Source organism: Paractinoplanes bogorensis, assembly GCF_018829635.1.
GTDB classification, from domain to species: domain Bacteria; phylum Actinomycetota; class Actinomycetes; order Mycobacteriales; family Micromonosporaceae; genus Actinoplanes; species Actinoplanes bogorensis.
Genome location: NZ_JAHKKG010000016.1, coordinates 1 through 12472 on the forward strand (window position 1 = coordinate 1; position 12472 = coordinate 12472).

At 70.7% G+C, this 12472-nt stretch carries 10 protein-coding genes and 1 rRNA gene; 5 read left to right on the top strand and 6 right to left on the bottom strand.

Translation table 11 applies throughout. The features are described from left to right. A 5S ribosomal RNA gene (gene rrf, locus KOI35_RS39945) occupies positions 1-101 on the top strand; the annotation flags it as partial. Positions 102-394: 293 nt separating this feature from the next. On the opposite strand, the gene KOI35_RS39950 is transcribed toward rrf, so the two are convergent. Beyond that, positions 395-1057 carry a hypothetical protein gene (locus KOI35_RS39950; protein ID WP_215794682.1) on the bottom strand — a complete coding sequence of 221 codons (663 nt, stop codon included), beginning with the start codon at positions 1055-1057 and terminating at the stop codon, positions 395-397. A 68-nt stretch (positions 1058-1125) separates the two neighbouring features. Between KOI35_RS39950 and KOI35_RS39955 the strand changes: the two genes are divergently transcribed. The 3 genes from KOI35_RS39955 to KOI35_RS39965 are packed head-to-tail and all read left to right on the top strand — an operon-like array spanning position 1126 to position 5455. Beyond that, a complete protein-coding gene (locus KOI35_RS39955; RefSeq protein WP_215794684.1) occupies positions 1126-3753 on the top strand; it encodes a valine--tRNA ligase in 2628 nt (875 codons plus the stop codon). Beyond that, complete coding sequence (locus tag KOI35_RS39960) at positions 3750-5075, top strand: bifunctional folylpolyglutamate synthase/dihydrofolate synthase (protein ID WP_215794687.1); 1326 nt, start codon at positions 3750-3752, stop codon at positions 5073-5075. The genes KOI35_RS39955 and KOI35_RS39960 overlap by 4 nt, the downstream gene beginning before the upstream one ends. Then, complete coding sequence (locus KOI35_RS39965) at positions 5072-5455, top strand: DUF4233 domain-containing protein (protein WP_215794689.1); 384 nt, start codon at positions 5072-5074, stop codon at positions 5453-5455. The genes KOI35_RS39960 and KOI35_RS39965 overlap by 4 nt, the downstream gene beginning before the upstream one ends. Before the next feature lie 46 nt (positions 5456-5501). Here KOI35_RS39965 and KOI35_RS48640 read toward each other — a convergent pair whose 3' ends face one another. Then, a complete protein-coding gene (locus KOI35_RS48640) occupies positions 5502-8336 on the bottom strand; it encodes a VOC family protein (protein WP_281420504.1) in 2835 nt (944 codons plus the stop codon). A gap of 127 nt (positions 8337-8463) precedes the next feature. On the opposite strand from KOI35_RS48640, the gene ndk reads away from it, so the two are divergent. Beyond that, on the top strand, positions 8464-8892 hold the full coding sequence (gene ndk / locus KOI35_RS39975; RefSeq protein ID WP_215794691.1) for a nucleoside-diphosphate kinase: 429 nt from the start codon (positions 8464-8466) through the stop codon (positions 8890-8892). On the opposite strand, the gene KOI35_RS39980 is transcribed toward ndk, so the two are convergent. From KOI35_RS39980 to KOI35_RS49180, 4 genes are read right to left on the bottom strand one after another with little or no spacing between them, the layout of a single operon-like run. After that, positions 8893-9678, bottom strand: a complete 786-nt coding sequence (locus KOI35_RS39980) for an ABC transporter permease (protein WP_215794693.1) — start codon at positions 9676-9678, stop codon at positions 8893-8895. It lies immediately after the preceding gene. Continuing rightward, complete coding sequence (locus tag KOI35_RS39985; protein ID WP_246614574.1) at positions 9675-10445, bottom strand: ABC transporter permease; 771 nt, start codon at positions 10443-10445, stop codon at positions 9675-9677. The genes KOI35_RS39980 and KOI35_RS39985 overlap by 4 nt, the downstream gene beginning before the upstream one ends. Then, positions 10442-11422: an ABC transporter ATP-binding protein gene (locus KOI35_RS39990; RefSeq protein ID WP_215794695.1), complete on the bottom strand. Its 981-nt coding sequence runs from the start codon at positions 11420-11422 to the stop codon at positions 10442-10444. Before KOI35_RS39990 ends, KOI35_RS39985 begins: the two co-directional genes overlap by 4 nt. 29 nt (positions 11423-11451) lie before the next feature. Beyond that, entirely contained in the window at positions 11452-12447 is a 996-nt protein-coding gene (locus tag KOI35_RS49180) for a winged helix-turn-helix domain-containing protein (RefSeq protein ID WP_215794697.1), read from the bottom strand. Between the last annotated feature and the right edge of the window lie 25 nt (positions 12448-12472).

Genomic DNA, 12472 nt, shown 5'->3' on the forward strand with positions numbered 1-12472 from the left:
GAGGGGAAACGCCCGGTCTCATTCCGAACCCGGAAGCTAAGCCCTCCAGCGCCGATGGTACTGCACTCGGGAGGGTGTGGGAGAGTAGGACGCCGCCGGACTCAACGTGAAACAGTAGGCCCACCCCATACGGGGTGGGCCTACTGTCATTTCTAGGCCTAAATCTGCAGTTCGAGTCGGGCCCTCACATTCGTGGGCCAGCCGATCTGGAGTGTGCGCTTTGCCGGCACTTCAGCCCACCTCTGATCGGGCGTCGGCGTCTTTGTCTTTACCCGAGCTTTCCGTCAGGCTCGAGCCGCTGGAGGCCGTGCGTAAGCCCCGTCCTGGTAACCGTGCTGCTCGACGAAAAAGGAAAGGCCGTGCTCTGTGAGCACGGCCTTTTTTGTTTGGGTCGTCAGCGCTTTTCGGCGGCGTTTCGGATGTCTCGCATCAGTGGGGCCGCCTCGGCTTCGGTGCGGTTGTTGAACATGGCCAAGGCCAGGCTGCCGTGGTCGGCCCAGCCGCAGACGGTCAGGTCGCCGTCTGGGGTCTTGGTGATTCCGCACTTCATGACGCCGGCCAGTGGGCCGGGGTCCACCTCGTGCAGGTTGGTGACCGAGCCCTCCTTGTCGGAGATCAGGGTCATGGCCGAGTCGAGGTCGCGGGACGGGGTCCAGATCAGGCCGGTGCCGCCCAGGAACAGGACGTCCTTCTCGCCGGCCTCCTGGTAGACGGCACCCACCGTGTGGTCTAGCTCTACCTCGGCGGCCAGGGCCGTCTGTAGGTAGTCGGCTGTGGTTACGCCGTTTTCCGAGCCGTCAACGACCAGGTTGCCGATGCGCTGAGGGACGGACATCGTCGCGTCCTTCTGGGCGATGATGCGCCAACTGGTTACACCCAGCGTTGCCACGCCTGCGGCCGCTATCAGGAGGACGACGACGATCAGGACACGGCGTACGGGGAAACGGGGTTTTGTCTCGGCATGCGCGTCGGCCTCGCCCTCGTCGGCGGCGAACTCCATGGAAGGGTCGGGCGGCAGGGTGCCGATGTCGATCGGGTTGGGGCCGGGCTCGGGCATTGCAGGAGCGTAGCAAGCACGGGCGATGCGAATTCGGGGTTCGGGCGAGGCATCACTAGACTTGTCGGGTGACCGAGACGACCCAGCAGCGCACCCCCGACAGCCGGCCCACCGGTGGCCTCTCCGCCCAGTATCAGCCGGGCGAGGTAGAGCAGCGGCGGTACGAGCAGTGGGTAACCGAGGGCTACTTCACCGCCGACCCGGCGAGCGACAAGCCCGCGTTCTCGATCGTCATCCCGCCGCCCAACGTGACCGGCTCCCTGCACGTCGGGCACGCCCTTGACCACACCATCCAGGACACGTTGTCGCGTCTCAAGCGGATGCAGGGCTTCGAGGTGCTGTGGCTGCCGGGCATGGACCACGCCGGCATCGCGACGCAGAACGTGGTGGAGCGTCAGCTCGCCGCGCAGCAGCTGTCGCGGCACGACCTGGGGCGGGAGGAGTTCGTCCAGAAGGTCTGGGAGTGGAAGGCCGAGAGCGGCGGCAAGATCCTCGGGCAGATGCGCCGGCTGGGCGACTCGGTGGATTGGTCGCGTGAGCGGTTCACGATGGACGAGGGCCTGTCCCGTGCCGTGCAGACGATCTTCAAGCGGCTCTACGACGACGAGCTGATCTATCGGGCCAACCGCATCATCAACTGGTGCCCGCGCTGCCTGACGGCGCTCAGCGACATCGAGGTCGAGCACACCGACGACGAGGGCGAGCTCGTCTCGATCCGTTACGGCGACGGGCCCGACGCGATCGTCGTCGCGACCACGCGGGCCGAGACGATGCTGGGTGACACCGCGGTGGCCGTCCACCCGGACGACGAGCGCTACAAGCACCTGATCGGCACCGAGGTCGAGCTGCCGCTCACCGGGCGGCGCATCCCGATCGTCGCCGACGAGCATGTCGACCCTTCCTTCGGTACGGGTGCGGTCAAGGTGACGCCGGCGCACGACCCGAACGACTTCGAGATCGGCCAGCGGCACAACCTGCCGAGCATCACCATGATGGACGAGCGTGCGGTAGTCACCGTGCACGGTCCGTTCGAGGGGCTCGACCGTTACGAGGCCCGGCCCGCGATCGTCGCCGCTCTGCGCGAAGAGGGCCGGATCGTGGCCGAGAAGCGGCCGTACGTGCACTCGGTCGGGCACTGCTCGCGGTGCAAGACGACCGTGGAGCCGCGGCTGTCGCTGCAGTGGTTCGTCAACACGGGTCCGCTGGCGAAGAAGGCCGGCGACGCCGTACGGGACGGTCGCGTCACGATCGAGCCGGCCGAGCTGTCCAAGCGTTACTTCGCCTGGGTCGACAACATGCATGACTGGTGCATCTCGCGTCAGTTGTGGTGGGGCCACCGCATCCCGGTCTGGTACGGGCCGGACGGCGAGGTCGTCTGCGTCGGACCGGACGAAGAGGCGCCGGCCGGCTACACCCAGGACGAAGATGTGCTCGACACCTGGTTCTCGTCGGCGCTGTGGCCGTTCTCGACCATGGGCTGGCCCCAGCAGACGGCGGAGCTGGAGAAGTTCTATCCGACCAGCGTGCTCGTCACCGGCTACGACATCCTGTTCTTCTGGGTCGCCCGGATGATGATGTTCGGGCTCTACGCGATGGACGACGTGCAGCCGTTCAACGTGGTCAACCTGCACGGCATGGTGCGCGACGGCCAGGGCAAGAAGATGTCCAAGTCGTTCGGCAACGTGGTCGACCCGCTCGACTGGATCGAGCGGTACGGCGCCGACGCCACCCGCTTCACGCTGGCCCGCGGCGCCAACCCCGGCTCCGACGTGCCGATCAGCGAGGAGTGGTGCCAGGGCTCGCGCAACTTCTGCAACAAGCTCTGGAACGCGACCCGGTTCGCGCTGATGAACGGGGCCACGGTCGAGGGTCCGCTGCCGGCTCAGGACGAGCTGTCGGCGATCGACAAGTGGATCCTGTCGCGCCTGCAGCACGTGATCGGCGAGGTGGACGAATACTTCGCCACGTACGAGTACGCCAAGGTCTGCGACACGCTCTACCACTTCGCGTGGGACGACGTCTGCGACTGGTACCTCGAGCTGTCGAAGCCGGTGCTGGCCTCGGACGATGCCGCCCCGAGCCGGCGCGTTCTGGGCCACGTGCTCGACCAGCTGCTGCGGCTGCTGCACCCGGTGATCCCGTTCGTGACCGAGGAGCTGTGGATCGCGCTCACCGGTGGCGAGACGATCGTCAAGGCGCAGTGGCCGGCGGCCGACAAGGAACTCATCGACGACGCCGCCGAGGAGGAGCTGGCCGCGCTGCAAAAGGTCGTGACCGAGGTCCGGCGGTTCCGCTCCGACCAGGGGCTCAAGCCGAGCCAGCGGGTCGCGGCGGCGCTCACCGGCCTGGGCAACGTCGGCATCGACACGCACGAGTCGCTGATCCGCTCGCTGGCCCGGCTCGACCCGCCGGCCGACGGCTTCACGGCCACGGCGACGCTCGCGGTGTCCGGGGCGATCACGGTCGACCTCGACACCCGCGGCACGATCGACGTGGCGGCCGAGCGGGCGCGCCTCGAGAAGGACCGCGCGGCGGCCGAGAAGGAAGCGGCCCAGTGCCGGGGCAAGCTCGGCAACGAGTCGTTCATCGGGAAGGCACCCGAGCAGGTCGTGGCGAAGATCAAGGATCGCCTGGTCACGGCTGAGGCCGATCTCACGCGAATTGCCGCGGCTCTGGAAGCGTTGCCCTCAGCATGAGCACTTACGCCGAGGTGGAAGCCGCGCTCGACGGGCGCGGCTTCACCCGCATCGCCTTCGACATGCAGAAGATCCGGGACCTGATGGACGTGCTCGGCAGCCCGCAGCGGGCCTACCCGGCGATCCACCTGACCGGCACGAACGGCAAGACCAGCACGGCCCGGATGATCGACGCGGTGCTGCGGGCGCACGGCCTGCACACCGGGCGCTACACGAGCCCCCACCTCGAGACCGTACGCGAGCGGATCAGCCTGGACGGCGAGCCGATCTCGGAGGAGAAGCTCGCGGCCACGTACGACGAGGTCTCGCCGCTGGCCGACCTGATCGACGCCCGCAACTCGGAGCCGCTGACCTACTTCGACCTGACGACCGCGATGGCGTACGCGGCCTTCGCCGACGCCCCGGTGGACATCGCTGTCGTCGAGGTGGGACTGGGCGGCGAGGAGGACGCGACCAACGTCATCGAGGCCGGGGTGTGCGTGATGACCCCGATCGGGCTCGACCACACCGAGTGGCTCGGCGACACCATCGAAGACATCGCCTGGGCCAAGGCCGGCATCATCCACAAGGGCGCCACCGTGATCAGCTCGCTGCAGACCGAGGAGGCCATGCGGCCCATCCTCGAGCGCTGCGCCGAGATGGGCGCAACCCTGGCCCGCGAGGGCAGCGAGTTCGGCGTGATCGAGCGGACCCAGGCGGTCGGCGGTCAGGTGCTCACGCTGCAGGGGCTCGGGGGCGTGTACGACGAGATCTTCCTCCCGCTCTTCGGGGCGCACCAGGCGCAGAACGCGGCGCTCGCGCTGGCGGCGGTCGAGGCGTTCCTCGGGGCGGGTTCCGGGAAGCAGTTGGAGCTGGAACTCGTACGGGAAGGCTTTGCTCAGGTCGACTCGCCCGGGCGTCTGGAGAGGGTGCGCAGCGCGCCGACGATCCTGCTCGACGGTGCGCACAACCCGCACGGCATGGCGGCGACGGTGAGCGCGCTGGAGGACGAGTTCTCGTTCCGGCACCTGGTCGCGGTGGTGGCGGTGCTGGCCGACAAGGACGCCTCGGGGCTGCTCGACCTGCTCGAGCCGGTGGCGGCGCGGATCGTGGTGACGCAGAACAGCTCGCCGCGGTCGATGCCGGTGGACGAGCTGGCACAGCTGGCGACGGACATCTTCGGCGAAGACCGGGTGACGGTCGCGCAGACCATGCCGGACGCGATCGAGGAGGCGGTGGTGATCGCCGAGGAGGACACGTCGGGCGAGCTCAGCGGGGTCGGCGTCATCATCACGGGGTCGGTGGTCACGGTCGCGGACGCCCGGAAGCTGCTGAAGCGATGACCACGCCCCCGCCACCCGCCGACGGAACGGACGGCGAGGCTCCACGGTCGGGGCTTCGCAATCCCCAGGCGGCCGTACGGGGCTTGGGTGCGGGAACCCTCGTCCTCGAGGCCATCGTGCTGCTGCTCGGTATTCAACCGATCCGGATCATGGGCGGCGACCTCAACGAGTGGGGTATCGCGTCGGTGATCGCTCTGGCCGTGCTGGCGGCGCTGCTGGCCGGGATGATGCGCCGCAGCTGGGCGTGGAACGCGGGCACCGTCCTGCAGGTCCTGTTGCTGGCCAGCGGCCTGTTCCACTGGTCGCTGGCCGTCCTGGGGCTGATCTTCGGGGCGGCCTGGGTCTACGCCCTCTACGTCCGGCGGACGATCCTCGGGTAGGCCTCCCGCCCAGGTCCGCTCCTGGGCGGGCCCGGTCGGGGTCGGCTCAGCGGATGGCTCGCCACTGGGTGATGGCGATGTTGTGGTCGTCGGGGTCGCGGAAGGTGGCCGACCAGAGTTCCAGGCGGTCGCCGCGGTTCACCGGGCGCGGCGGGTGGACGAACTCGACGCCCTTGGTCACCAGTTCCTGATAGACGGCTTCCACGTCGCCGACCTCGAGGTTCAGGTAGATGAGCCGGCCCGCCTCGGCGGACAGGTCGTGGACCGTGCGCAGGACCAGCCGGGTATCGCCCGAGGCGAGCACGGCGCTGCCGTCGCCGCGGTCGATCTCGTAGAAGCCGAGCGTGTCCCGATAGAACGCGGCCGACCGGTTCAGGTCGGTGACCAGCACGGTGATGCCTACGCCGTGGATCGCACCGGCGGGGCCGGGACGGGCGCTCGGATAGGCGGTGATCACGTCGGCGGCGCTGTCGTCCGGGTCGGAGTTGCCGGCCAGGTCGGCCCAGGGACCCCGGTCCTGTGCCGCGGCGGCGGCAGCGGCTGCGGCCAGTGCGGCCGCGGCGGGGGACGTCTTGGGATGCGTCGGGCTGCCCGGTCCGGCGACCGACGTGTGCGCGTTCCGGCCGTCGGCGGCGGGCTCGGAGCTCGTGGCCGCCTGCGGGTCGTCCGGCTGCTCGGAGGCGGGCGCTGAACTCGGATCGGGCTGATTCGATCCTTGGGCGGCCGACGACTGCACGAAACCGGGCGGGGGCAGGCGGGTGGTGGTCTCCTCGTCGAGCAGGGCGGACTCAAAGAACGGGGCGGCCTCGGGTGAGGGCGAACCGATACCCCCGGGACCGGAACTGGCCGAAGTGCCGGATGCAGGGGCGTCGGGTTCGCTGGGAATTGCGCCCGAGGCAGTGGCGGACGTGTCGCTCTGGTCGACTCCGAGGCGCCCAGTTCGCGATGCGTCGGAAGAGGCGGGTTCCCCGTGAGCCGTAGTGGGCGACGGCTCGTCGGGGAACGGGTCGGAGGCCGGACCCGTGGATGGCGCCGGAGATGTGGGCCGGGCGAGGGGTGTGGTGACCTCTTCGTCGGCGATCGGTTCGCGGGTGGGGCGGTCGCGGTCGGTCACCTTGCGGACGGCGGCTGCGGCGGCTGCGGCGACCGCGCCTACGGCTCCGGCGAACAGGCCGGTGTGCTTCTCGGGCTGAGCGGGAGCGGGCTCGGGCTCGGCGGGGGTGCTGGCGTCGTGGGCCGCGTTCGTGACGAAGCGGGTGGACGGGTGGACGCGTGGGTTCTCTTCGACCGGGGGCGCGATCAGGTCGTCGGCCACGGCGCCGGCCGCCGCTGGAGTGGACTCGGGGGCCGGGTCGGGGTCGCCGTCGAGGAGGAGGTCGATCTCGTCGTCCGGTGCCGGGCGGGCCGACGGGGTGGACGGGCGCGGTGTGGAGGGCGGGGGCGCGGTCGGCGGCGGAGTCGTCGGTGGCGGTGCCGTCGGGAACGAGCTGACCGGCGACGGGGTGGGCGGGGTCGACGCGACGGTCGGCTCGGGCCGCTCGTAGGGGTGCGGGTCGTCGAGCGGGATGTCGGTGCCCAGGGCGTCGTCGGGGTGGGGCTCACGCTGCGAGGGCGGACCGGACGGCTCGGCCGAGGCGGTGGCGGTCGCCCCGCGGCCTCGGGGGTGGGGGCTGGGACGCGTGCCGGTCGGGCGGGACGCCGCGGCGCCGGCCGCAGCACCGGCGGCGGCTGCGCCCGCGGTGGCGGCCGCGCTGGGCGACGCATAACCGGAGCTGCCGGCAGCGTCGGGCGATGCGTAGTCCGAGTCGGGCGACGGATAATCGGAGGCGGCGGCAGCGCGGGGCGGCGGGTAGTCCGAGTCTGCGTCCCGGCCAGGCGTCGCGTAGTCGGAGCTGGCGGCAGCGCGGGGCGCCGTGGAGCCCGAGTCGGTGGTAGCTGGGCCGGGCGGCGCGTAATCGGAGTCTGCGGCGGAACGAGGCGATCCGTGACCGGAGTCGGCCGGCGCCGAGTCAGGAGCGGCCGCGGATTCGTCGGCCGGGTCGGGATCGGGGTAGGACGAGGACGCGTACGCGGCGTTGTCGCGGGCGGCGGCCCGGCGGGGCAGCGGCGTCGGCCGGTCGTTGTGGTCGACGAACTCGCCCTCGACGATGCGGCCGGCCGGCGTGTCGCGGACCACGACCGGGCTCTCCGAATACTCCTCCGAGTCGTGGCTCGCGTCGGTGCGGGCGCCGCCGCTCGGGCCCGGCGGGGGCGGCGGTGGCGGCGGCGAACTGCCCGGCGGCGGTGGCGGCGGGGGATCGTCGTCGTCGCGGTTCCAGCCCTCGTCACGGGCGCGGTTGGTCCACGGCGGGGGCTCGAGGTCGCCCAGCAGGTCGGCGTCCAGGTCGGCGTCGGGATCGTCGTAGTCGTCGGTGACCGGTGGCGGCGGGTCTTCGCCGCGTTCGCGGGGCGCGGCCTCTTCCCAGTTGATCCGGACGCGGCGCATGTCGTCGACGTCGACCGTGATCGGCAGGGTGTCGCCGGGCTCGGGCCACTTCACGACCGGGATGCGGGACTCGTTGATCTCGACCTCGCTGGTCGGAAGACCGGGGGCGACGATCACCGCCTGGATGCGGGCCCGGCCGTAGACCGAAGTCGACGCCGGGGGCGGGGTGATCGAGCGGACCTCGGCGCTGCCGGCCACCCAGGCCCGGGCGCCCCGGCGCACCACGTTGACGACGCCCAAGGCCACCGCCAGGGCGAGCAGGGCGACCCCGAAGATGACCACCCCCAGGCTGGACATGCCGAAGCCCAGCGCGACCACGAAGACCGCGATCGTGCCTGCGACCGCCGCGACCAGCTTCCGTGCCGGCGCGATCGGACGTCCGGTCTGGTTTGCCAATGTGGACCTCCCGCTCGTCCCCGTCAGGTTATTGCCCGGCTCAGTGTGAGCGAAAGTGCGGTAGTACCGGCGTTGGTGCTCGCTGCCAACGTGGTACCGATAGGCTGAACGTAGCCCCTCAATACCCATGGAGGACTCGTTGTCCAGCCCCACCGAGCGTTCGCTCGTGCTTCTCAAGCCTGACGCGGTCCGTCGCGGACTGCTCGGCGAGATCCTCGGCCGGTTCGAGCGCAAGGGCCTGGTGGTCGAGGCGATGGAGCTGCGCACGATGGACGCGGCGCTCGCCGACCAGCACTACGCCGACCACGTCGACAAGGCTTTCTACCCGCCGCTCAAGGATTTCATGACGTCGGGCCCGCTGGTCGCGGTGGTCCTGTCGGGCGACGAGGTGATCGAGGTCGTACGCGCGATGATCGGTTCGACCGACGGCCGGAAGGCGGCCGCCGGCACGATCCGGGGCGACTTCGCGCTGTCGAACCGGGAGAACCTGGTGCACGCCTCCGACTCGCCGGAGAGCGCGAACCGCGAGCTCGCCCTTTGGTTTCCCAAGCTCTAGCTAGAGCGCGTCGAGCGACGCCCGCCGGCGTGACTCGACCTCGAATATCTTGAGCAGCACGACGGCCGCGACCGCGTAGCCCGCCCCGACCAGCAGTTCCTGGCCGAGCGCGGGTGCGGCCGCGGCCAGTCCGTCTCCGGCCGCGAGTCGCCGGGCCGCCTCGGCCGCGTGCGTGATCGGCAGCCATCCACCGACGGTGACCATCCAGCCGGGTAGCTCCGACGCGGGCACGTTGACCCCGGTGAGCAGCAGCAACAGGGCGACCGAGACGTTCGAGACGACCCACACGTCGCGGAACCGCAGCCCGAGCGCCCCCAGCGTCAGCCCGAAGAAGCCGCACGCCAGCGAACCGGCGGCCATGGCCAGCAGCAGCCCGGGCAGGGCACCGAGCGGAATCCGGAGCCCGAGCAGCAGGGCGCCCACGGCGAGTGTCACCACGGCAATCAGAAGACCATTTCCCGCGTACGGGATGACCCGCCCCCAGAAAATAGCCGTGCGACTGCGAGGCGACAGCAGCACATGGCCCAGCGTCCCGTAGCGGCGCTCGTTGGCGACCGCCATCGTGCCGCCGAACACGCAGGCCAGTGACGCGGTGAGCACGGCGTTGCCGACGATGTAGAACCGGTCGTCGGCCACCTGGAGCTGCCGGCCCAGATAGGCGAAGAACAGCAGCTGGAACAGCGGCCCGACCAGCAGCGTGCCGACGAACATGCCCGGCGTCGTCCAGTTGAACAGGGCGCGGTAGGCGATCACGCCGCCCAGGCCCATCAAGCGCAGCGTCTTCATGCGAGGGCCAGGGTGGCGGCCGCACGGGCGCGGCGTTCGACGTGAGTCAGGGCCAGTCCGCCCAGCACCAGGCAGAGCAGGCTGACGCCGAGGCAGATGCCCACCGACGGCCAGACCGGTCCGCCGCTGGTCGCCTCGCGCAACGCCCGCGCACCCCAGGTGGTGGGCAGCGCGGCCGCGATCGGCGAGGTCCAGGCGGGCAGCACGGTGATCGGCAGGAGCATGCCGGAGACCAGCCAGACCGGGTATTCGAGCGTGTTGGCCAGCGCGTTCGCGTTGCGCATGAGCACGAACGTCGACGCCAGCAGCAGCCCGAACATGCCCAGGGCGACCACGCAGACGACGGCCGCGACGACGAACGCCACCGGATGGGCGAAGTCGAGCTTGATCCCGTACAGGAAACGCCCCCAGAGCAGCGTGGCGAGCAAGGCGTAGATGCCGGTCAGGCCGGTGGCGATGGTGATCGGGAGGATCACCAGGACCGGACGCCGGGGCGCCAGCATGATCATCTCGAGGGTGCCCATCCAGCGCTGGGTCTGGATCGCGCCGCCCGACCCGAACAGCACCGACGACCACACGCCCATGACGCCGGCGCCGACCGCGGCCTCGAGCAGACGGTGCTCCTCGCCGCCGGAGCGGAACAGATAGACCGCCAGGGTGGCCTGCACGACCGGCACGACCAGGGCGATCGCGAGTTCGAAGGGGGAGCGGCTGATCTGCTTGACGTGCATCAGCGTCCCGATCGCGAGCATGCGGACGGTTCTCATGCGGCGCTCACGATCGCCACGTATGCGTCCTCGAGCGTCGGTTCGCGGCTGTTCACCCGGCCGAGCCGGATCCCCGACAGCTCCCGCAACACGTCACCCTGAACGTCCACGTGCGCGTCCGAGTGGACGGTCAGCAACTGCAGAGCCCCACGAGCCTCAACCGCCGTTTCCCGTACGCCCGGAAGTCCGCGCAACGCATCCACAGCGCTCTCCGGCACGCCGTACGCCTCCACCTCGACCACTCGGCGCCCGTCGGCCCGGCGGCGCAGTTCGGACGGCGTACCCAAGGCCTGGATCTGCCCGTCGGCGATCACCGCGATCCGGTCGCACAGTTCGTCGGCCTCGGCCATGTAGTGCGTCGTGAGCAGCACGGTCGTCCCGGTCGCGGCCAGGTCGGCCACCGTACGCCGCAGTTCCCGCGCGGCCACCGGGTCGACCCCGATCGACGGCTCGTCGAGAAACAGCACGTCGGGCCCGTGCAGCAGGCCCCGGGCGATGTGCAGGCGCTGCCGCATGCCCCGCGAGTAGCCCTCGACCCGCTCGCGTTCCCGCCCGGCCAGTCCGACCAGGTCGAGCAGTTCGGCGATGCGGCGCTTCTGCTCGCGCGGCGCCACCCCGTACAGCTCGGCGAAGTAGCGCAGGTTGTCCAGCGCGGACAGCCGGTCGTACAGGCCGCGATCACCCCCGAACACGTACCCGATCCGGCGCCGCACCTCCCGGGTGTCCTTCTCGACGTCGAAACCGCACACCCGGGCCGTGCCCGAGGTCGGGATGAGCAGCGTGTTGAGCAGCTTGATGGTGGTCGTCTTGCCGGCGCCGTTGGGCCCGAGCAGCCCGAACAGTTCGCCGCGGCCGACCGTGAAGGTCACCCCGCGGACCGCCTCGACCTCGGTGCGGGTGGGCCGGAGCCAGCCCGTACGGGCTCGGTAGGTGCGGCGCAGGTCCACCGCCTCGATGGCGTGGTCACTTCTCCCCATGCGCCGAACGCTAGGGAATCGACCGGCGTCTAGGAAACGAATTCGGTGCGCGCCGAATCCTCGCCCAGCAGGGTGACCAGGGCCGTCCCGGCCGGTTCGAGGCCGTAGAGGACCCGGCGGCCGGCCCGGCGCCGATGGACCACCCCGGCCGCGAGCAGGCCGCCGAGGTGTTCCGAGATGGTGCTGGGGGCGAGACCGAGCGTGGTGGCGAGGCCGGTGGTGGTGGCCGGGACGCTCAACGCGCGCAGCACGGCGGCGCGTCCCCGGCCGAGCAGAATCGAGAGGCGGTCGTCGGCGAGCGGGGGAGCCGGGGTCTCGGCCAGCACCGCCGCGCCCCGCGACTGGTAGGTGACCATGACCAGGTCGGGCTGGTCACCCGAGCACATCAGGGCACCCCGCGAGAAGATCAGCGGAACCAGGAGCAGCCGCTGGTTGACCGCCTCGAAGGACTGCTCGAGCGGCTTCTTGAGGGTGAGGACCGGCCGCTCCCAGCTGATCCGCTCGTGCAGCCGGGAGAGCAGCGCGTCGGGCCCGTCGGCGGCCAGCGCCCGGGCCCGCAGCAGCACCTCCTCGTCGAGCGCGGCCCGCATGACCGGCCAGTAGGGAGCGATCGCGGTGTCCCAGTACTCCTGCACGCCGTCGGCCAGCCGGCCGAGCGCCGCCCGCTGGTCGTCGCGGAAGGGCCGGATGAGCTCGGGCAGGTCGCCGTCCGGGTAGTGCTTGGCCAGCTCGGACTCGATCACCGCGGGTGAGGTGTCACGCAGCTGGTCGAGCTGCTCGCCGATGGTCGGCATCGCGGTCAGCGGCGGCGGGATGAGAAAGTCGGGCGAGACCGACGACAGCTGAAAATAGAGTGAGACCGGCCCGGTCAGCGCCCGCGCCCGGCGGGCCCACGCCTCGTAGGGCCACGGCACCGTGGCGGGGTTGCGCTGCAGCAGAAAGACACTGCACGCGACCTCGGCCAGCGGGCTGATCGCGATCCGCGTCCGCGACAGCGTCGGCTCATCGATCTCGATCCGGATCACCGGTGAATCGTAGGCCGTCGCCGGC

Coding starts and splice junctions, on each gene's coding strand:
- KOI35_RS39950 (WP_215794682.1), bottom strand. CDS start 1,057: ATGCCCGAGCCCGGCCCCAACCCGATCGACATCGGCACCCTGCCGCCC.
- ndk (WP_215794691.1), top strand. CDS start 8,464: ATGGAGGACTCGTTGTCCAGCCCCACCGAGCGTTCGCTCGTGCTTCTC.
- KOI35_RS39980 (WP_215794693.1), bottom strand. CDS start 9,678: ATGAAGACGCTGCGCTTGATGGGCCTGGGCGGCGTGATCGCCTACCGC.
- KOI35_RS39985 (WP_246614574.1), bottom strand. CDS start 10,445: ATGAGAACCGTCCGCATGCTCGCGATCGGGACGCTGATGCACGTCAAG.
- KOI35_RS39965 (WP_215794689.1), top strand. CDS start 5,072: ATGACCACGCCCCCGCCACCCGCCGACGGAACGGACGGCGAGGCTCCA.
- KOI35_RS39960 (WP_215794687.1), top strand. CDS start 3,750: ATGAGCACTTACGCCGAGGTGGAAGCCGCGCTCGACGGGCGCGGCTTC.
- KOI35_RS39990 (WP_215794695.1), bottom strand. CDS start 11,422: ATGGGGAGAAGTGACCACGCCATCGAGGCGGTGGACCTGCGCCGCACC.